Source organism: Kocuria marina (assembly GCF_000786655.1).
Lineage (GTDB): Bacteria > Actinomycetota > Actinomycetes > Actinomycetales > Micrococcaceae > Kocuria > Kocuria marina_A.
On sequence record NZ_JROM01000016.1, the window covers coordinates 415,278 to 435,232 of the forward strand.

A 19,955-nucleotide genomic window follows, 5' to 3' on the forward strand; every position below is an offset into this window, starting at 1 on the left:
ATCACGGCTCCCGCCACGTGGCGGAACCGGCCATGCCGCCCCACGGCCCTACGCGCTCGCGGGGTTCGCGCTGGGGTGCCTCGCCGGCGTCCTGGAGGTCGCCCACGCGGTGCACCTTCACGAGGTTGGTGGACCCGGCGTGGCCCGGGGGCGAACCGGCGCAGATGATGACCATGTCCTCGATGTTGGCGAGATCATGCTGGAGCAGGTAGTGGTCCACCTGACGAGTCATGTCGTCGGTGTGCTCCACGCGATCCACCCGGATGGGCTGGACGCCCCACAGCAACTGCAGCCACGCCTGCACGCTCTTCTCGGGGGTGAACGCGAGGATCGGGTGTTCCGGGCGCAACCGGGACAACCGGCGGGCCGAGTCACCCGTCTGGGTGAACGTGCAGATGTAGTTCACGTCCAGCTGCCGGGCGATGGTCACCGCCGCGCGGGTGATGGCGCCGCCGCGCGTGCGGGGCTCGGTGCCCAGCGGGGGCATGCGGTCCATGCCCTGCGTCTCGGTGGCCAGGATGATGTTCGACATGGTCTCGAGCGTCTTAATGGGGTACTTGCCCACCGAGGTCTCGCCCGAGAGCATCACGGCGTCCGCGCCGTCGAGCACGGCGTTCGCGCAGTCCGAGGCCTCGGCGCGCGTGGGGCGCGGGTTGTCGATCATGGACTCGAGCACCTGGGTGGCCACGATCACGGGCTTCGCCCAGCGGCGGGCGAGCTCGATCGCGCGCTTCTGCACGATCGGCACGGCCTCCAGCGGCAGCTCCACACCGAGGTCGCCGCGGGCAACCATGATGCCGTCGAACGCGTCGATGATCTCGTGCAGCGCATCCACGGCCTGAGGCTTCTCGATCTTGGCGATCACGGGGATCTTGCGATCCTCCTCCGCCATGATCTCGTGCACCCGGGTGATGTCCTGGGCGTCCCGCACGAAGGACAGCGCGATGATGTCGACGCCGCGCTGCAGGGCCCAGCGCAGGTCCGCCTCGTCCTTCTCGCTCAGTGCGGGGACGTTGACGGCCACGCCGGGGAGGTTGATGCCCTTGTGGTCGGACACGGTCCCGGCGACCACGACCTCGGCGGTGACGGCGGTGTCCGACACGGCCGTGGCGCGCAGGGCGACCTTGCCGTCGTCGATCAGCAGCGGGTCCCCCACGTTGACGTCGCCGGGCAGGCCCTTGTGGGTCGTGGAGCACAGCTCCTTGGAGCCGGGGACGTCCTCGATCGTGATCGTGAAGGTGTCACCCACGTCCAACGCATGGGGGCCGTCCGCGAAGTTGCCCAGCCGGATCTTGGGCCCCTGCAGGTCCGCGAGGATCGCGACCGTGGTGCCCAGCTCTTCGCTGGCCCGGCGCAGGTTCTCGTAGGACGTATTGTGCACGGTGTGGTCACCGTGACTCATGTTGAGGCGAGCCACGTTCATTCCGGCCTGGATCGCCTGGGTGACGTTCTCGTACGAGGAGATGGCGGGGCCGATGGTGGCCACGATCTTCGCTCGACGCATGGGTGACTCCCTTTCGAATGGCGGATGGTTGGTGCATATGACGAAGCGGCCGGGTCGAGCAGCGTGGTGCTGCCCGACCGCGGCCGCTTCGCCGATGTCCGTACCTACCTTAGCAACGAGCCCTGGGAATTGATATGGCAGGACTCATGGCGGGTGCCGGGAGGATCACGGACGCGGGCGGGTCACAGGCTCAGGTCGATCGCCCGCTCGGACGGGGTCACGGGTTCTGGCAACCGGGTCTGGCCTGTCAGGTGGCGTTCCACGTGAGCGGCGCACGCCCGGCCCTCCGCGATGGCCCATACCACGAGCGACTGCCCACGACCTGCGTCACCGCACGAGAACACCCCGTCCACGGCGGTCATGTAGGTCTCGTCCCGCGCCACATTGTCCCGGGAGTCCAGCGCTACGGGTAGCTGCTCGGTGAGCTCGCGGGACTCGTTGCCCGTGAATCCCAGGGCGAGCAGGATCAGGTCCGCAGGCAACACCTTCTCGGTGCCGGCCACGGGACCGCGGGAGCCGTCCTCGCGGTACTCGGTCTCCGCGACGCGCAGTCCCGTGACCCGGCCGTCCTGCCCCACGAACTCCACCGTGGAGGCCAGGTACGTGCGTTCGCCACCCTCTTCGTGGGACGTGGAGACCTCGAAGACCCGGGGCATCATGGGCCACGGTTCCTCGTCCGCGCGGTCCACGGGAGGCTTGCGACCGATCGCGAGCGACGTCACGGACGCCGCACCTTGGCGCAGCGCGGTGCCGATGCAGTCGGAACCGGTGTCACCGCCACCCAATACGATCACGTGCTTGCCGCGCGCGTCGATGGGGTCGGGGACGTGGTCCTCGGCCACCAGGTGGTTGGCCCGCACGAGGAAGTCCATGGCGTAGTGGATCCCCGCGAGCTCACGGCCGGGGATCGCGAGCTCACGGGGCCGCGTGGCACCCGTGGCCACGATCACGGCGTCGTAACGCCTGCGCAGCGCGTCCCACGTGATGTCCGTGCCGATCTCCACGCCCGGGCGAAACTTGGTGCCCTCCTGGCGCATGATCTCGAGCCGGCGTTCGAGCACGGACTTCTCGAGCTTGAAGTCGGGGATGCCGTAGCGCAGCAGACCGCCGATCCGGTCGTCCCGTTCGTACACGGCCACCGTGAACCCCGCCTGCGTGAGCTGCTGGGCCGCCGCGAGTCCGGCGGGACCGGAACCGACCACCGCGATCGTCTTGCCCACGAGCCGCTGCGGGACGTAGGGCTTGATGAGGTCGTCGTCGAACGCCTTCTCGCCGATCGCGTACTCGACCTGCTTGATGGTCACGGGCTCCTGATTGATCCCGAGCACGCACGAGGACTCGCACGGCGCGGGGCACACGCGCCCGGTGAACTCCGGGAAGTTGTTGGTCGCGTGCATCCGCTCGGACGCCTCGTCCCACCGGTCACGCCACACGAGGTCGTTCCACTCGGGGATGAGGTTGCCCAGGGGACACCCCTGGTGACAGAACGGCACACCGCAGTCCATGCAGCGCCCGGCCTGCTCGTGCAGCGTCCCCGCCTCCTGGCGTTGCTGCACCTCCGCCCAGTCCATGAGGCGCACCGGGACGGGGCGCTTGGGACGGTCCTCGCGTGTGCGGACCTTGAGAAAACCACGGGGATCAGCCACGGCCGGTCACCTCCAGAATCTTGTGCCAGGTGCCGTCGCCGTCCGGGTCGTCCCCGGCGGCTTCGGCCTCATTGCGCAGTGCGAGCACCGCGGAGTAGTCCCGCGGCAGCAGTTTGGTGAAGCGCGACATCGTGCGGTCCGGGTCCGCGAGCAGTTGACGCGCGAACTCGGACCCGGTCTCCTCACCGTGGCGCTTGATGAGGTCGGCGAGCAACTCACGGTCGTTGGCGTCCGGGTGCTCGAGGTGCAGTTCACCGCTCTCGCGGGCCTGCTTGTTCACGTCCCGCTCGTCCAGGTCCAACACGTATGCCACACCGCCGGACATCCCGGCCCCGAAGTTGCGGCCCGTCTCACCCAGCACCACGGCCACACCCCCGGTCATGTACTCGCAGCCGTGGTCACCGATGCCCTCGACCACCGCGGTGGCCCCGGAATTGCGCACCAGGAAGCGCTCCCCCACGGTGCCGTTGAAGAACATCTCGCCGCTCGTGGCGCCGTAACCGATCACGTTGCCCGCGATCACGTTCTCGTGGGCCACGAACCCGGCGTCACGCGGGGGCCGCACGACGATCCGGCCGCCGGACAGACCCTTGCCCGTGTAGTCGTTCGCGTCCCCTTCGAGGCGCAGCGTGATGCCGCGCGGCACGAACGCGCCGAGCGACTGGCCGGCCTGACCGGTGAGGGTCACGTCGATCGTGTCGTCCGGCAGCTCGCGGGTTCCGAGCGCGCTGGTCACGGTGTAGCCGAGCATCGTGCCCACGGCGCGGTCCGTGTTGATCACGCGTTCCTGCACGCGCACGGGCTCGGCGCGCTCGATCGCCGGCTGGGCGAGCGGGATGAGCTTCGTGTCGAAGTGCTTCTCGAGTTCGTGGTCCTGGACGGCGGTGTTGCGCAGTCCGTCCGTGACCCCCTCCGCGCGGAACGAGTCCAGCACGGGGCTCAGGTCCAGCCCCTTGGCCTTCCAGTGCGCCACGGCCTCCCGCGTGCGCAGCACCTCGGCGTGTCCCACGGCCTCAGCGATGCTGCGGAACCCGAGTTCGGCGAGGATCTCGCGCACCTCCTGGGCGATGAACTCGAAGAAGTTCACCACGTGCTCGGCCTTGCCCGTGAAGCGCTTGCGCAGTTCGGGGTTCTGCGTGGCGACCCCCACGGGGCACGTGTCCAGATGGCACTTGCGCATCATGATGCAGCCCTCCACCACGAGCGGCGCCGTGGCGAAGCCGAATTCCTCGGCGCCCAGCAACGCGGCGACGACGACGTCGCGCCCCGTCTTGAGCTGGCCGTCCGCCTGCACGACCACGCGCTCGCGCAGCCCGTTCAACCGCAGGGTCTGCTGGGTCTCCGCGAGTCCCAGCTCCCACGGCATGCCCGCGTGCTTGAGCGAGTTCAGCGGCGCCGCGCCCGTGCCGCCGTCGTGACCGGAGACCAGCACGACGTCGGCCTTCGCCTTGGTCACGCCCGCGGCCACCGTGCCGATCCCGCGTTCCGACACGAGCTTGACGTGCACGCGAGCGCGAGGGTTGGCGCGCTTGAGGTCGTAGATCAGCTGCGCGAGGTCCTCGATCGAGTAGATGTCGTGGTGCGGCGGCGGGGAGATCAGCGAAACCCCCGGGGTCGCGTGGCGCGTGCGCGCGATCCACGGGTAGACCTTCTGCGCCATGAGCTGCCCGCCCTCGCCGGGCTTGGCGCCCTGGGCCATCTTGATCTGCAGGTCGTCCGCGGTCGCGAGGTACAGACTCGTGACCCCGAACCGGCCCGAGGCCACCTGCTTGATCGCCGAACGGCGCTCGGGGTCGATCAGCCGCTCGACGTCCTCACCGCCCTCGCCCGTGTTGGACTTGGCGCCCAGACGGTTCATGGCGATCGCGAGCGTCTCGTGGGCCTCCGCGGAGATCGAGCCGTAGCTCATGGCACCCGTGGAGAACCGCTTGACGATCTCGCTCACGGGCTCCACCTCGTCGATGTTCACGGGCTCGCGCGTGGACGCGAAACTCATGAGTCCGCGCAGGGTCGCGAGCTCCTTGGCCTGGTCGTCCACGCGGGACGTGTAGGACTTGAAGATGTCGTAGCGGCCCGTGCGGGTCGCGTGCTGCAACCGGAAGACCGTGTGCGGGTCGAACAGGTGCCGCGGTCCCTCGCGGCGCCAGTCGTACTCGCCGCCCGTGGCGAGGTCCCGGTGCGGTTCGGTGACGCCGTCCTCCGGATAGGCCAGGCGGTGTCGGGACTGGATCTCCGCGGCGATCACGTCCAGACCCACACCCTCGATCTGGGTCCGTGTGCCCGCGAAGTAGTCGTCCACGAGCTCGCTCGACAGGCCCAGCGCCTCGAACGTCTGCGCACCGCAGTACGACTGCACGGTGGAGATGCCCATCTTGGACATGATCTTCTGCACGCCCTTGCCCAGCGCCTTGATGAGGTTCGCCACGGCCTGTTCCTCCGTGACCCCCCGGATCTCCCCGCGGCGCACGAGTTCCTCGGCGGATTCCATGGCCAGGTAAGGGTTCACGGCCGACGCCCCGTAGCCCAGCAGCAGGGCCACGTGGTGGACCTCCCGCACGTCCCCCGATTCCACGATCAGGGCCACCTTGGTGCGGGTCGCCGAGCGCAACAGGTGGTGGTGCACGGCGGAGGTCAGCAGCAGGGACGGGATGGGAGCCCACACGCCGTTGGAATCCCGGTCGGAGATGATGACGAACTGCACCCCGCGGTTCACGGCCGCGGAGACCTTCTCGCAGATCTCCGCGATCCGGGCCCGCAGCGAGTCCGCACCGTCCACGGGACGGTACAGCCCGCGCACGCGCAGGCTCAGGGGCACGCCGTCGTCGTCCAGGTGCACGAACTGGTCCAGCTGGTCGTTGTCGATCACCGGGAAGTTCAGCTGGATCTGGCGCGTCCGGGTCTGCTGCGTGGAGAGCATGTTGGCCATGGGCCCCACGGCACCGGCCATGGACGTGACGAGTTCCTCGCGGATCGCGTCGAGCGGCGGGTTGGTCACTTGCGCGAAGGACTGCACGAAGTAGTCGAACAACAGCCGCGAGCGGTTGGACAGCACTGCCACGGGCGTGTCCGTGCCCATCGCGTAGATGGGCTCGGCGCCGGCCACGGCCATGGGACCGATGATCAGCTTGAGCTCTTCCTCGGTGTAGCCGAAGGTCTTCTGCCGCAACCGGATGGAGTGCGGCGGGTGGGTCATGTGCTCGCGTTCGGGCAGCTCCGTGATGGGCAGCACCGAGTCCCGCACCCAGTCCTGCCACGGCTTGGTGGCGGCGAGTTCGGCCTTGATCTCGCGGTCCTCCACGATCCGGCCCTCGTCCGTGTCCACGAGGAACATGGTCCCCGGGGACACCCGGCCCTTGCGGACGACGACGCGCTCCCCCACGTCCACGACGCCCACCTCGGAGGCGAAGATCACCAGACCGTCGTCGGTCTGCCAGAACCGCCCCGGGCGCAACCCGTTACGGTCCAGGACCGAGCCCACGCGCACGCCGTCCGTGAAGGACACGCACGCGGGACCGTCCCACGGCTCCATGATCGTGGCGTGGTACTGGTAGAACGCCTTGAGCTGCGGATCCATGGTCTCATGGTTCTGCCACGCCTCCGGGATCAGCATGAGCATGGTCTCGGTCACGGGCCGGCCCGCGAGCTGGAGCAGCTCGGCGACCTCGTCGAGCGACTGCGAGTCGGACGCGCCCTCCGAGCAGATGGGGAACAGGTCCTCGGGCTGGCGGCCCAGCACGGCCCCGGACAGCGAGGACTGGCGTGCGCGCATCCAGTTGCGGTTGCCCACCACGGTGTTGATTTCACCGTTGTGCGCGAGCGTTCGCATGGGCTGGGCGAGCGGCCAGGACGGGAACGTATTGGTGGAGAAGCGCGAGTGCACCACCGCGAGCTTGGTTGTGAACCGCGGATCGGACAGGTCCGGGTAGAACGGTTCGAGCTGAGCCGTGGTGAGCATGCCCTTGTACACGAGCGTGCGGGACGAGAAGGACGGGAAGTACACCCCGAACTTGTTCTGCGCGCGCTTGCGCACGCGGAACGCCTTCTGGTCCAGTTCGAGCTGGGCGGCCACGGGATCGTAGGACGTTGCGTCCTGCGCAAACAGGGACGCCGCCCGCTCGTTGTGACTGCTGTCGGAGACGAAGAACTGCACGAACGTTGGCATCACGGCGCGCGCGGACGCGCCCACGGCGTCGTCGACTACGGGGACGTCCCGCCAGCCCAGGACCGTGAGGCGTTCCATGCGGGCGAGTTCCTCGAGCGAGCGCTTGAGCTCCTCGAGGTGCTTACCGCCGGTGGGCATGAACGCCGTGCCCACTACGTAGGCCCCCTGGGGCGGCAGCGGGAAGTCCACCACCTCGCGCAGGAACTCGTCCGGGATCTGGGTCAGCAGACCGGCGCCGTCCCCGGTGCCCTCGTCCCCACCCACCGCACCGCGGTGCTCGAGGTTGCGCAGGGCCGTGAGCGCGGCGTCCACGATGTCGTGGGAGGCCACGCCGTCCAGGGTGGCCACGACGGCCAGACCGCATGCGTCCTTCTCGTCCTCCGAGCGGTACAGGCCCTTATCCTCGGGCACCGCCGAGAAACGCTCGAACGGGGACACCGGTTCGGCGGCGTCGCGTGGTTCGGGTGCGTCCCGGCGAACGGGATCCGTGGTGCTCACGCGATGCTGCTCGCGGGAGTTCGGGGCTGCTATCTGGTCACTGCTCATGGCGGTACTCCTCACCAAGGGCCGGCAGGTCAAATGCGTCGGACGAGGCCCGGGGAGCACTCGGTGGGTGCGCAGCGGGCGACGCGGGATCCAGGTGACGCGCGTGTCCGCCCCGTTGCGGAAGGAAGCGGCCCGTGGGCCGTGGATCGAACCGGCGGGTCCCACGGATGAGCGGGACAGGCACGGTGCTCGGGTAATTTACCACGTAGGCCATGTCACATGAACATGCGTGACGGATCGCACGGACGACGACGCGGGCCCCGCGGAGTCGTGAAGAGCTCTGCGGGGTCCGCGTGCGGCGTCGTGGTCGGAGACCCGGAGGACGCGTCAGGAACGCACGGCCCGGGCAGGCTCGGCCGCTGCCCCGGCACGAGAGCGGGCACGCCTACCCAGGACCGCGAAGAGGAGGATGCCCGCGATGACGATCAGCAGCGAGGTCCACACGTGCACGCGCACACCGGCGATCACCAGGGCCGGGTCCACGCGCAGGAACAGCTCGATGAACAGTCGCCCGATCCCGTAGTAGATCATGTACAGCGCGAAGATCCGCCCGTGCGGGTCCCGCATGCGGCGGTCGATGGCGAGCAGCAGCACCACACCCAGCAGGTTCCACAGGCTCTCATACAGGAATGTGGGGTGGAACAGCGTGTCCGCGGGCAGCCCCGCGGGGAAGTTCGGGGACGCCGGGGAGATCTCGAGCCCCCACGGCAATGTGGTGGGTCTGCCGAACAGTTCCTGGTTGAACCAGTTGCCCCACCGTCCCACGGCCTGGGCAAGCAGGAGTCCGGGGGCCACGCAGTCCGCGAACACGGCGAGCGACAACCCGTTCTTGCGCGAGACGAACCACGCGGCCACGGCGCCGAACAGCACGGCGCCCATGATGCCGAGTCCGCCCTCCCAGATCCGGAAGACGGCCAGGGGGTCCGCGCCGGGCCCGAAGTACCCGGCGGGGTCCGTGATCAGCACGTGGTAGGCGCGCGCCCCCACGATCCCGGCGAGCACCGCCCAGAACACGATGTCCCACAGTACGTCCGGGTCCTGACCGCACTGCTTCCAGCGCCGCATGGTGAGCCAGATGGCCAGGGCCATGCCGAGCAGGATGCACAGCGCGTAGAAGTGCACCGTGAGCGGCCCCAGGTGGATGCTGCTGATGCTCGGGGACGGGATGGAGGCGTGCAGCACCGGCGGCATCAGTCGCGTCCCGCGAGGTGCGCGGCGAGCTCACCCACGGCCTGCGGCCCGCCCTCACCGAGCGCGCGCACGAGAGCCGTGCCCACGATCACGCCGTCCGCGTACGCCCCGATCTCCAGCACGTGCTCACGGCTGGACACCCCCAGGCCCACGCACACCCGCTCCGCACCGGCCCCGCGTGCGCGGGCGACGACGTCCTCGGCGGCCGAGGACACCTGGTCCCGGGTCCCGGTCACGCCCATCACGGACACCGCGTACACGAAGCCGGAGGCCGCGCTCACAGTCATGTCCATGCGCTCACGGGTGGTGGACGGGGCCACCAGGAAGATCCGGTCCAGACCGTGCTCCTCGGAGGCCGCGAACCATTCCGTGGCCTCGTCCGGGATCAGGTCCGGGGTGATGATCCCGGCTCCCCCGGCGTCCTTGAGCCGGCGCGCGAACTCGTCCACGCCCGCCTGCAGCACGGGGTTCCAGTACGTCATCACCACGGGGACCGCGTCCGTCTGCTCGGCGACGGCGCGCACCACGGTGAACGCGTCCTCGACCCGGAAACCGTTGGCGAGCGCCTGGGTGGTCGCCGCCTGGATGACCGGTCCGTCCATCACGGGGTCCGAGTAGGGGATGCCGATCTCGATGATGTCCGCGCCGTTGCGACCCAGGGCCACGGCGGCAGCGGCGGACTCCTCGACGGTGGGGTACCCGGCGGGCAGATAGCCCACGAGGGCCGGGCGGCCCTCGGCCTTGCACTGTTCGATCCGCCGCGAGAGCGCGGAGTCCGCGCTGCGCGTGAGGTCACGCGGGACGATGCGTTCGGTCAAGCCCGCAGGGGTGTGCTCGGTGGTGCTCACAGTTGTTCGCCTTTCTGCGCCACGCGTTCCTCGTGGCTGTCCTGCGGGAGGAGGTCGAACCACTCCCCCGCGGTGGCCACGTCCTTGTCGCCGCGCCCGGAGAGCGAGACCACGATGATCTTCTGCGCCGCTTCTTCGGGCCCGAGTTCCGCGACCCAGCGGGCAGCGACCTCGCGGGCGCCGGCGAGCGCGTGGGAGGACTCGATGGCCGGGAGGATGCCCTCGGTGCGGCACAGCAGCCGGAAGGCGTCCATGGCCTGGACGTCCGTGACCGCTTCGTAGTTCACGCGCCCGATCGAGTGCAGGTAGGAGTGTTCCGGCCCCACGGCGGGGTAGTCCAGGCCGGCGGAGATCGAGTGGGACTCCACGGTCTGCCCGTCCGGGTCCTGCATGAGGAACGTCTTGGCGCCGTGCAGCACGCCCGGTCGGCCCAGTGTGATGGTCGCGGCGTGGCGGCCGGTCTGCACGCCGTCACCCCCGGCCTCGTTGCCGTAGAGCTGCACGGACTCATCGTCCAGGAAGCCGTGGAAGATCCCGATCGCGTTGGACCCGCCGCCCACGCACGCGGTCACGGCGTCCGGGAGGCGGCCTGCCTGCTCAAGGATCTGCGCGCGGGCCTCCTCACCGATCTGTTCGTGGAAGTAGCGGACCATAGCCGGGAACGGGTGCGGTCCGGCGGCGGTGCCGAGCAGGTAGTGAGTGGTCTCCACGGACGCGACCCAGTCCCGCAGGGCCTCGTTGATCGCGTCCTTGAGGGTGCGGGAACCGTTCTTCACGGCCACGACCTCCGCTCCCAGCAGCCGCATGCGCGCGACGTTGAGCGCTTGGCGGCGCGTGTCCTCCTCGCCCATGTACACGCAGCACTCCATGCCGAACAGAGCCGCTGCGGTGGCCGTGGCCACACCGTGCTGGCCCGCGCCTGTCTCGGCGATCAGCCGTGTCTTGCCCATGCGCCGGGCCAACAGGGCCTGCCCCAGCACGTTGTTGATTTTGTGGGAACCGGTGTGGTTGAGGTCCTCACGCTTGAGGAACACGCGCACCCCGAGTTCCGCGCCGAAGCGCTCGGCCTCGGTGAGCAGGGAGGGTCGGCCGGAGTACTCGCGGGAGAGCCGCTGGAACTCGTCCTGGAAGGTCTCATCCGTACGAGCCTTGTCGAACGTCTCGGTCAGTTCGTCCAGGGCCGCCACGAGGGACTCGGGCATCCACCGGCCACCGAAGTCCCCGAAGTAAGGGCCCGGGGCGTGCCGGAGGGACTCGGCGTCCCGTGCGGAAGCCTCCCCCGAGACCTGGGCCGCGGCGAGTTCCTCCTGCGCGGCGGTCGGGGTGGCCCCAGCCAAGTACTCGGCCCGGGACATTGCGCCGACCTCCCGGAAGCGACCGATGGTCTGCGCGGGGTCCTCGGCGCGCACGAGCACCTCACCGGTCAGCACCGCGTTGGCGCCGTGGCCCGCGTACAACCGGATCTGCTCCTCCCCCAGGACACCGGACTCCGCCACGATCACGGCCTCGCGTGGCAACCGCTCGGCGAGCTGACCGAACATGTCCACGTCCACGTCCAGGGTCTTGAGGTTGCGGGTGTTCACCCCGATGATCCGCGCACCCACGGCGACGGCGCGATCGATCTCCTCCTCGGTGTGCGTCTCCACGAGCGCATGCATGCCGAGGTGGTGGGTCAGTTCGAGCAGCTCCCGCAGGGTGGCGTCGTCGAGGGCTGCCACGATGAGCAGCACGATGTCCGCACCGTGCGCGCGGGCCTCCCACACCTGGTACTCCTCGACCACGAAGTCCTTGCGCAACACGGGGATGCCCACGGCGCGGCGCACGGCGTCGAGGTCCGCGAGCGAGCCCCCGAAGCGGCGCTGCTCGGTGAGCACCGAGATCACGGAGGCCCCACCGCGCTCGTACGCGGCGGCCAGCTGCGCCGGGTCCTCGATCGCTGCGAGCGCACCCTTGGACGGGCTCGAGCGCTTGACCTCGGCGATCACCTGCACGGACGCGGGATCCGAACCGCGCAGGGCGGACTCGGCGTCCAGCGCGGGAGTCTGTTCCGCGGCGGCACGGCGCACGTCCTGCAGGGACACCGATGCCTTCCGGGTCTCGAGGTCCTCGCGCACCCCCTCGATGATCCGGTCTAGCACCGTACCGGTGTGCTGCTGCGTCATGCGATTCCTCACTTAGTTCTCGGTGCACGCCGACGTGCGGTGCACCCGGCGCACGGACGACGATGACCAGTTCCCCGACAGCGCGGAACTGGTCATCGACGGATGAATGCGGTACCGATCCCCTGCGGCGATCAGTGGGACCTGGTCTTGGACCCGCCCTTGCCGTACCCCATGGACTTGAGCACGCCGCCCACGATCACGCCCACGATGATCAGACCGATGCCCACGACCGTCACAGGGACCGAAGCCATCACGAAACCCACGCAGCCCACGATGACACCCACGGTCATCACGCCCACACAGGCCCACGCGGCCACGGTGTTGCCGTGGCCCACCGCGGCGGTGTGGTCCAGGATGATCTGATCGGTGTTCGACATGCGTGTCCACTCTCCCGTGCCGGTTGAGCCGCTCGGCTCTTGGATTGCCGGTCCCGCGTGAGCCGTGGGACCGAGGATTCTCTGACCCCATTGTGCCACTTCCCGGCGCGTGCGCGCCGCAGCCCACGCGGTTCAGTCGGTTTGTGTAGGGTCCTCGCCGCGAGTCAGCGCGTCCCACGTGTCGATGTCGTCCGCGTGCTCCGCGGCCTGGGTCTCCCCGGCCGAGGCCTCGCCACCCCGCGGGTGCATCGCGGCCGTCGTCGCGGCGGTTCCCACGCTGCCGGCGACCGCATCGCGATCGTAGCGTTGCGCATTGCGCCGTCGCGCGTGCCGGGCGACCACCGCGAGCCACACGCCGCACAGTGCGAGCAGCATCGCGGCGGTCACGGCGGCCCACGGCCACCCGGTAAGGGCGTAGTCCCCGCCGTCGTTGATCACACCCGTCTGCGCGCCGACCGTGGGTTGCGCGGCCGCACGCGAGTCCCCCGTGACGGCCAGCACCGCGAGCACCGCGCCCACGCCCGCTAGCGCGACGACGGCGCCCACGATCATGCGCAGCACCCGGCCTCCCAGCGTGGAGGCCACCGCGGCCACGGCGGCGACAAGACCCAGGGCGGTGACGGCCGGAGCGGCGTCGGCCCCGGGGACGTCCACCGTGACCGACTGCAGGGACGTGGGGACGTCCGCGTGGATCCAGGTGGCGGTGGTCGTGGCGAACAACGCCAGGGCACACAACAGCGTGACCAGGACGGCGGGTGCGGTGCGGCGCAGCAACGTCAGCTCCTCGGGGGACGGGAGGCCCGGGTGTCCGTGCCCGGCTCGCGCAGGGTCTGGGCGATCAGCGCGGCGCGCAACGGCGCGGTGGCCTTGTTGAGGGATTCCTGGGCCTCGGACTCGGGATCCGAATCAGCCACGATACCGCCGCCCGCCTGGACGTACGCCGTACCCTCGAGCAGCAGCGCCGTGCGGATCGCGATCGCCATGTCCATGTTCCCCGCGAAGTCCATGTAGCCCACGACGCCGCCGTAGACGGCCCGGCGCAGCGGTTCGTACTCGTCGAGCAGGCGCAACGCGCGAGGCTTGGGCGCGCCCGAGAGCGTGCCCGCGGGGAACGTGGCGGCGAGGACGTCGTAGGCGGTGACGTCCTCGCGCATGCGCGCGACCACCGTGGAGCACAGGTGCATGATGTGGCTGAAACGCTCGATCTCCATGAACTCGCTCACGTCCACGCTGCCGGGCTCGGCGACCTTGGAGAGATCGTTGCGGGCCAGGTCCACGAGCATGAGGTGCTCCGCGCGTTCCTTCTCGTCCGCGAGCAGGTCTTGGCCCAGGGCCACGTCCTCGTCCACCGTGGCACCGCGCGGGCGGGAGCCCGCGATCGGGTGGGTCATGGCCTGGCGGCCCGTGACCGTCACGAGCGCCTCGGGTGAGGAACCCACGATCGAGTACGGCCGACCTTGGGCGTCCTCGAACGAGTACAGGTACATGTACGGGCTCGGGTTGATCCGGCGCAGCGTGCGGTAGACGTCCAGCGAGCTCGCGTGGCACTCAGCCTCGAAGCGGCGCGAGACCACCACCTGGAAGATGTCGCCGTCCACGATCGCCTGCTTGCCGCGGTCGATCGCGGACATGAACAGCTCCCGGTCCCACGACTGGCGCGCGACGGACTCCACGTCCGTGAGCTCCGGTGCTCCCTGCTCCGCGATGGACACCGTAGTGCGCTCGAGCGGGGTGGCCAGGCGGGTCACCATGGAGCGCAACCGGGACACGGCGTCGTGGTAGGCGGCATCCACGTTCTCGTCCGTGCCGTTGACGTTCACGGCATTGGCCACGAGCAGCACGGAGCCGTCCTTGCTGTCGTGCACGGCCATGTCCGCGACGAGGTTCATGGCCAGCTCGGGCATGTGCAGGTCATCCTCGGGCGGGTTGGGCAGGGTCTCCCAGCGGCGCACGGCCTCCCAGCCCACGAAACCCACCATCCCGCTCGTGAGCGGCGGGACGCCCTCGAAGGGTTCGGTGTGCAGCAACTGCATGGTCGCGCGCAGGGCGTCGAGGGGGTCGCCGTCCACGGGTGCCCCGGTGGGTGCGTCACCGAGCCAGTGCGCCTGCCCGTCCCGGGAGGTCAGCGTGGCCACGGAACCGGCGCCCACGAACGAGTAGCGGGACCACACCCCGCCCTCCGCGGCGGATTCGAGCAGGAACGTGCCCGGGCGGGGTTCGCCCTCGCGGGTCACGAGCGCGCGGTACAGACCCACGGGGGTCAGGGAGTCCGCGAGCACCGTGGTGCGCACCGGGACCACGCGGCGGGTCGCGGCATACTGCCGGAACTCCTCAAGGGTGGGGGTGATGCTGCCGAGTTCGTGCATTTAAACCGCCTGTTCCGCGTGGAGGTCTCGTTCGTCGAAGCACGTGCGCGAGCCCGTGTGGCATGCTGCGCCGTGCTGGTCCACCTGCACGAGCAGGGCGTCCCCGTCACAGTCCAGGCTCACGGAGTGCACGCTCTGGTAGTGCCCGGAGGTGTCCCCCTTGCGCCAGTACTCCTGGCGGGACCGCGACCAGAAGGTCACACGACCCTCGGTCAGGGTGCGATGCAGGGCCTCGTCGTTCATCCAGCCCAGCATGAGCACCTCCTTGGTGTCGTACTGCTGGATGATCGCCGCCACGAGTCCCGCCTCGTTGTGCGAGAGCTGCTCGGCGATGCGGGGGTCCAGATTGTGGGTCGTGAACTCGTCCGTGGCGGTACTCATCCGGGTCTCCTGGTTCTGGGACATCAGCGCACCTCGTAACCCGCGGCGCGCAGGGCGTTCTTGACGTCCGCGATCGCGTCGTCCGGACCGAAGTGGAACACCGAGGCCGCCAGCACGGCGTCCGCGCCGGCGGCGACCGCGGGCGGGAAGTGCTCGGGTGCCCCGGCTCCGCCCGACGCGATGAGCGGCACGCTCACACGCTTACGCACGGCGGAGATCATCTCCAGGTCGAAACCCTCGCGGGTCCCGTCCGCGTCCATGGAGTTGAGCAGGATCTCCCCGACCCCGCGTTCCTCGGCCTCCCGGGCCCACTCGAGCGCGTCCAGGCCCGTGAGCGTGCGCCCACCGCGCGTGGTGACCTCGAACCCGGACGGGGTGTTGCCCGTGCGTTTCGCGTCCAGGGACAGCACGAGCACCTGGTTGCCGAAGCGGTTCGTGATCTCGTCGATGACCTCCGGGCGCGTGACCGCCGCGGTGTTGATCGAGGCCTTGTCCGCGCCGCAGCGCAGCAACCGGTCCACGTCCTGCGCCGTGCGCACGCCACCGCCCACGGTCAGGGGGATGAACACCTTCTCTGCGGTGCGCGCCACGACGTCGAACATGGTGTCCCGCTCGCTCGAGGACGCGGTCACATCCAAGAACGTGAGCTCGTCCGCGCCGGCCAGGTTGTAGCGCGCCGCGAGTTCGACGGGATCCCCCGCGTCCCGCAGGTTCTCGAAGTTCACGCCCTTGACCACGCGCCCGGCGTCGACGTCCAGACACGGAATGACTCGTACGGCCACACCCATTACGCCACCGTCCTCACTGCTCTTGACTTCTCTTCGCCCGCGCCCGCGTCAGATCCGCGCGGCCTGGATGGGTGAGACCAGGATGGCCCGGGCCCCCACCTCGTAGAGCGCGTCCATGACCTTGTTGGTGTCGCTCTTGCGCACCATCGCGCGAACGGCCACCGCACCGTCGTGACCGAGCGGGGAGATCGTGGGGCCCTGCATACCCGGGGTGATCTCGGTGGCGGCGGCCAGCAGGTCCTCGGTGATGTCGTAATCCATCATCACGTACTGCCGCGCGACCAGCACACCCTGCAGACGACGTCGCAGCACGCGCAGTCCCTCGGGTTCCGGTTCGTCGCCGCGGCGGATGAGCAGCGCCTCGGAGGTCATGATCGGTTCGTCGAAGATCTCGAGGCCCGCCGCGCGCAGGGTGTTGCCGGTCTCCACGACGTCCGCGATCGCGTCCGCGACACCCAACCGGATGGAGGATTCTACGGCGCCGTCCAGGCGGACGACCTCGGCATCCACGCCGCGGTCCGCGAGGTAACGCTCCAGCAGCAACTGGTAGCTCGTGGCGATCCGCTTGCCCTCGAGTTCCTGCACGGACTCGAACTGGCCGCGCGGGCCGGCCAACCGGAAGGTGGAACGAGCGAAGTCCAGGCCCAGCTCCTCCTCGGCCTCCGCGCCGGAATCGAGCAGCAGATCCCGTCCGGTGATCCCCAGGTCCAGGGTGCCGCCACCCACGTAGATCGCGATGTCCCGTGGGCGCAGGTAGAAGAACTCCACGTGGTTGTCGTTGTCCACGAGCACGAGTTCCCGGGTGCTGCGCCGCTGCCGGTAACCGGCCTCGGTGAGCATGGTGATGGCGGCTTCGGACAGCGCGCCCTTGTTGGGCACGGCTACTCGCAGCATGGGATTCCTTTCCGCGGGGCGCAGATGACGGGGATCGGGGCGTTGCCCCGGAGCGGGTGACGCGCGGGGCTCAGAGGTACTTGTAGACGTCCTCGAGGCTCATACCCTTGGCGATCATCATGACCTGCACGTGGTAGAGCAACTGGGAGATCTCCTCAGCGGCCTCGGCGTCGGACTCGTACTCGCACGCCATCCAGACCTCGGCGGCCTCCTCGACGACCTTCTTCCCGATGCCGTGGATCCCGGAGTCCAGTTCTGTGACGGTCCTGGATCCCTCGGGGCGTTGCTCGGCCTTGGTGCGCAGTTCGGTGAAGAGGTCTTCGAAGGTTTTCACCCCTTCAGGGTAATGGGTGCGCGTGCCCGTCCCGAACGCGTGGCACATGCACGCCGCTCGCGGCCGGCCTCCGCGGATCGAGCGTGGCGGACCGGCCGCGAGCGTCTGCTCCGTTCAGACCCCGTACTCGCGCAGGGTCAGGGCGGTGCTCAGGGCGGCGTGGGCGGCCTCGTAGCCCTTGTCCTCGTGCGAGCCCTCGAGGCCGGCGCGGTCCAGGCCCTGTTCCTCCGTGTCACACGTGAGCACGCCGAAGCCCACCGGGGTCCCGGTGGCCACGGACACGTCCGTGAGTCCGGAGGTCGCGGCGTGGCACACGTAGTCGAAGTGCGGGGTGCCGCCGCGGATCACGACGCCGAGCGCGACCACCGCGTCCGCCGTCTCCGCCAGGCGGCGGGCGGCCACGGGCAGCTCGAAGCTCCCGGGCACGCGCACCCGCACGACCGTGCCGGTGTTCGCTTCCGTGAGGGCGCGCAGGGCGCCGTCGAGCAGCCCGTCCATGATCGTCGTGTGCCAGCTCGCGGCGACCACGGCCACGGTCAGGTCCGAGGCGTCGAGGTCCGAGGCGAGGATGGTCGGGGCGCCGTGTCCGCTCATGATGTTTCTCCTGGGTTGAGGTGGGTCAGGTGGTGGTGCATGCGGTCGCGCTTGGTGCGCAGGTAGTCCAGGTTCTCGGTGCGCGCGTGGACCTCGTGGGGGATCACGTTCGCCACGGTGATCCCGAGCGCCTCGAGCTTGGCGACCTTGTCCGGGTTGTTGGTCAGCAGCCGCACCGTGGTCAGGCCCATGGCCGCGAGGATCCGGGCGGCGGCGGTGTAGTCCCGGGCCTCCGCGGGCAGCCCGAGCATGGTGTTGGCGTCCACGGTGTCCGCTCCGCCGTCCTGGAGCTTGTAGGCGCGCAGCTTGTTGATCAGCCCGATCCCGCGGCCCTCGTGGTTGCGCAGGTACAGCACCGTGCCCCCGTGGCGGGAGATCCGTTCCAGCGCAAGGTGCAGTTGCGGTCCGCAATCACAGCGCCACGAGCCGAAGACGTCCCCGGTGAGGCACTCGGAATGCAGCCGCAGCAACGGTGGCAGAGCGGCTTCGTCGGCGGGCGGGGGTGCCGTGAGCGAGATGTGCTCGGCGGCGGGGATCCCCGACGGCTCCGGGACGCGCCACCCGGTCATTGAGAACGTGCCGTACTCGGAGGGCACGGTCACGGGGTCGCTGTGCTGCAGGGGCTCCGCTCCCGGGGCCGCGCGGTCGTCGGCCGGGGACGCGGGCTCGGGGATCTCGCCGGGGTCGAAAACGCTCATGCGATGCGGTCCCCCTCCCCCGTGGTGTCCACCGACGGCGCGGTGGCGCACCCGGCGACGTCGACGGCGCTCGTTCGGGTCGTGCCCTTCGCGTCCTGAGCCGCGGCACCGGCGTCGTTCGCGGTTCGCGGGACGGCGTCCTCGGCGGCTTCCGTCGCGTCCAGGTGGGCGATCAGATCGGCGATGCTGATCATCACGAGCCCGTGCTCGTCCGCGAACCGCCGCAGGGCTGGCGCGCGCAGGGGCTGCCCCGCGTCGTCGACGATCTCCGCGATCGCACCCACGGGCTCGCAGCCCGCGAGACGCGCGAGCTCCACGGCGGCCTCGGTGTGCCCCGCGCGTTCGCGCACGCCGCCCGGGACCGCGCGCAGCGGCAGGATGTGGCCGGGACGCGTGAGCTCGGCCGCGGTGGTGCCGGGCAGCGCGAGCAGCCGCGTGGTCAGCGCCCGGTCCCGCGCGCTGATCCCGGTGGTGATCCCGGCGCGGGCATCGCACGTGACGGTGTACGCCGTGGCCTTGGCGTCCTCGTTGTGCTCGGTCATGGGCGGCAGGGCGAGCCGGTCCGCGCGCTCGTCGGTCATGGGCACGCACACCACCCCGGAGCTGTGCCGGATCGTGAAGCCCATGAGGGGCTGGGTCGCGCGCTGTGCCGCGAACACCAGGTCGCCCTCGTTCTCGCGGTCCTCGTCGTCCACGACCACGACCGCGGCGCCCGACGCCATCGCGGCGACGGCGTCCGCGACCGGATCGAGGGCGACGCCGCGCGGCACGGCGGGTGCCGCGTACGAGGCCAGGCGCTCGGCGTACTTGGCGAGCACGTCAACCTCGAGATTGACGGTGGAACCCGGCGTGCGGGCGCCGAGCGTGGTCGCGCGCAGGGTCTCCGGGATCAGCCCCACCTCGAACCACGCCTCGGGCTCGTCCGCGGGGTTCACCGCGGTGACCGTGAGGGACACGCCGTCCACCGCAATCGATCCCTTGACCGCGATGTAGCGCGCGAGCGCCACGGGGACGCTGATTCGCACGGTCTCCCATCCGGTGTGGGGCGTGCGCTGCACCACGGTGCCCACGCCGTCCACGTGCCCCTGGACCACGTGCCCGTCCAGGCGCTGCCCGGCGGCGGTGCAGCGTTCCACGTTCACCACATCACCGTGTCCGAGCGCCCCCAGGGTGGTCAGGCGCAGTGTCTCGCCCATGACGTCCGCGGTGAAGTCCCCCGCCGCGCCCGAGGGGACCGCGGTCAGGCACACCCCGTTGACCGCGAGTGAGCCGCCGTGGGGCAGGTCCGCGACGAGCGGCCCCGCGGACACGTGCAGCCGGGCGGCGTCCTGCGCCAACCGTTCCACACGTTCCACGGTGGCCTGGGCTTCGACAATTCCGGTGAACACTGATTCTCCTTGGGGATCCGGGGTGCGCGGGGTTCTCGGGAACATCCCGGCGCGAGGTCTTGGTGTGCTGCGTCAG

The 19,955-nt window shown here is 69.9% G+C and carries 16 protein-coding genes; all 16 read right to left on the reverse strand.

Features of this window, described 5'->3' with window-relative positions; genetic code table 11:
• Window position 1: 1 nt before the first annotated feature.
• The gene (gene pyk / locus AS25_RS04490; RefSeq protein ID WP_035962099.1) at window positions 2-1,504 is read right to left on the reverse strand and encodes a pyruvate kinase; all 1,503 of its coding nucleotides are present in this window, start codon (window positions 1,502-1,504) and stop codon (window positions 2-4) included.
• A gap of 182 nt (window positions 1,505-1,686) precedes the next feature.
• Window positions 1,687-3,150 (reverse strand): glutamate synthase subunit beta, encoded by a 1,464-nt coding sequence (locus tag AS25_RS04495; protein ID WP_035962101.1) that lies wholly within the window; start codon window positions 3,148-3,150, stop codon window positions 1,687-1,689.
• Entirely contained in the window at window positions 3,143-7,858 is a 4,716-nt protein-coding gene (gene gltB / locus AS25_RS04500; RefSeq protein ID WP_253270471.1) for a glutamate synthase large subunit, read from the reverse strand. The genes AS25_RS04495 and gltB overlap by 8 nt, the downstream gene beginning before the upstream one ends.
• A 327-nt stretch (window positions 7,859-8,185) precedes the next feature.
• On the reverse strand, window positions 8,186-9,049 hold the full coding sequence (gene lgt / locus AS25_RS04505; RefSeq protein WP_035962489.1) for a prolipoprotein diacylglyceryl transferase: 864 nt from the start codon (window positions 9,047-9,049) through the stop codon (window positions 8,186-8,188).
• On the reverse strand, window positions 9,049-9,855 hold the full coding sequence (gene trpA, locus AS25_RS04510; RefSeq protein ID WP_052160723.1) for a tryptophan synthase subunit alpha: 807 nt from the start codon (window positions 9,853-9,855) through the stop codon (window positions 9,049-9,051). The genes lgt and trpA overlap by 1 nt, the downstream gene beginning before the upstream one ends.
• Window positions 9,856-9,893: 38 nt before the next feature.
• Window positions 9,894-12,059 carry a bifunctional phosphoribosylanthranilate isomerase/tryptophan synthase subunit beta gene (locus AS25_RS04515; protein WP_035962106.1) on the reverse strand — a complete coding sequence of 722 codons (2,166 nt, stop codon included), beginning with the start codon at window positions 12,057-12,059 and terminating at the stop codon, window positions 9,894-9,896.
• A 131-nt stretch (window positions 12,060-12,190) separates the two neighbouring features.
• Window positions 12,191-12,436, reverse strand: a complete 246-nt coding sequence (locus AS25_RS04520) for an HGxxPAAW family protein (RefSeq protein WP_035962108.1) — start codon at window positions 12,434-12,436, stop codon at window positions 12,191-12,193.
• A gap of 132 nt (window positions 12,437-12,568) precedes the next feature.
• Window positions 12,569-13,210, reverse strand: a complete 642-nt coding sequence (locus AS25_RS04525; RefSeq protein WP_035962110.1) for a Trp biosynthesis-associated membrane protein — start codon at window positions 13,208-13,210, stop codon at window positions 12,569-12,571.
• A 2-nt stretch (window positions 13,211-13,212) separates the two neighbouring features.
• On the reverse strand, window positions 13,213-14,802 hold the full coding sequence (locus tag AS25_RS04530) for an anthranilate synthase component I (protein WP_052160689.1): 1,590 nt from the start codon (window positions 14,800-14,802) through the stop codon (window positions 13,213-13,215).
• Complete coding sequence (hisI, locus tag AS25_RS04535) at window positions 14,803-15,207, reverse strand: phosphoribosyl-AMP cyclohydrolase (RefSeq protein WP_035962112.1); 405 nt, start codon at window positions 15,205-15,207, stop codon at window positions 14,803-14,805.
• Window positions 15,207-15,971, reverse strand: a complete 765-nt coding sequence (gene hisF / locus AS25_RS04540) for an imidazole glycerol phosphate synthase subunit HisF (protein ID WP_035962114.1) — start codon at window positions 15,969-15,971, stop codon at window positions 15,207-15,209. The genes hisI and hisF overlap by 1 nt, the downstream gene beginning before the upstream one ends.
• A gap of 48 nt (window positions 15,972-16,019) precedes the next feature.
• The gene (gene hisG / locus AS25_RS04545) at window positions 16,020-16,865 is read right to left on the reverse strand and encodes an ATP phosphoribosyltransferase (protein WP_035962116.1); all 846 of its coding nucleotides are present in this window, start codon (window positions 16,863-16,865) and stop codon (window positions 16,020-16,022) included.
• A 70-nt stretch (window positions 16,866-16,935) separates the two neighbouring features.
• A complete protein-coding gene (locus AS25_RS04550; protein ID WP_035962118.1) occupies window positions 16,936-17,199 on the reverse strand; it encodes a phosphoribosyl-ATP diphosphatase in 264 nt (87 codons plus the stop codon).
• 114 nt (window positions 17,200-17,313) lie between these two features.
• Complete coding sequence (gene ribH, locus AS25_RS04555) at window positions 17,314-17,793, reverse strand: 6,7-dimethyl-8-ribityllumazine synthase (protein WP_035962120.1); 480 nt, start codon at window positions 17,791-17,793, stop codon at window positions 17,314-17,316.
• The gene (gene ribA, locus AS25_RS04560; protein ID WP_052160690.1) at window positions 17,790-18,491 is read right to left on the reverse strand and encodes a GTP cyclohydrolase II; all 702 of its coding nucleotides are present in this window, start codon (window positions 18,489-18,491) and stop codon (window positions 17,790-17,792) included. The genes ribH and ribA overlap by 4 nt, the downstream gene beginning before the upstream one ends.
• Window positions 18,488-19,879 (reverse strand): 3,4-dihydroxy-2-butanone-4-phosphate synthase, encoded by a 1,392-nt coding sequence (gene ribB, locus AS25_RS04565; protein ID WP_052160691.1) that lies wholly within the window; start codon window positions 19,877-19,879, stop codon window positions 18,488-18,490. Before ribB ends, ribA begins: the two co-directional genes overlap by 4 nt.
• Between the last annotated feature and the right edge of the window lie 76 nt (window positions 19,880-19,955).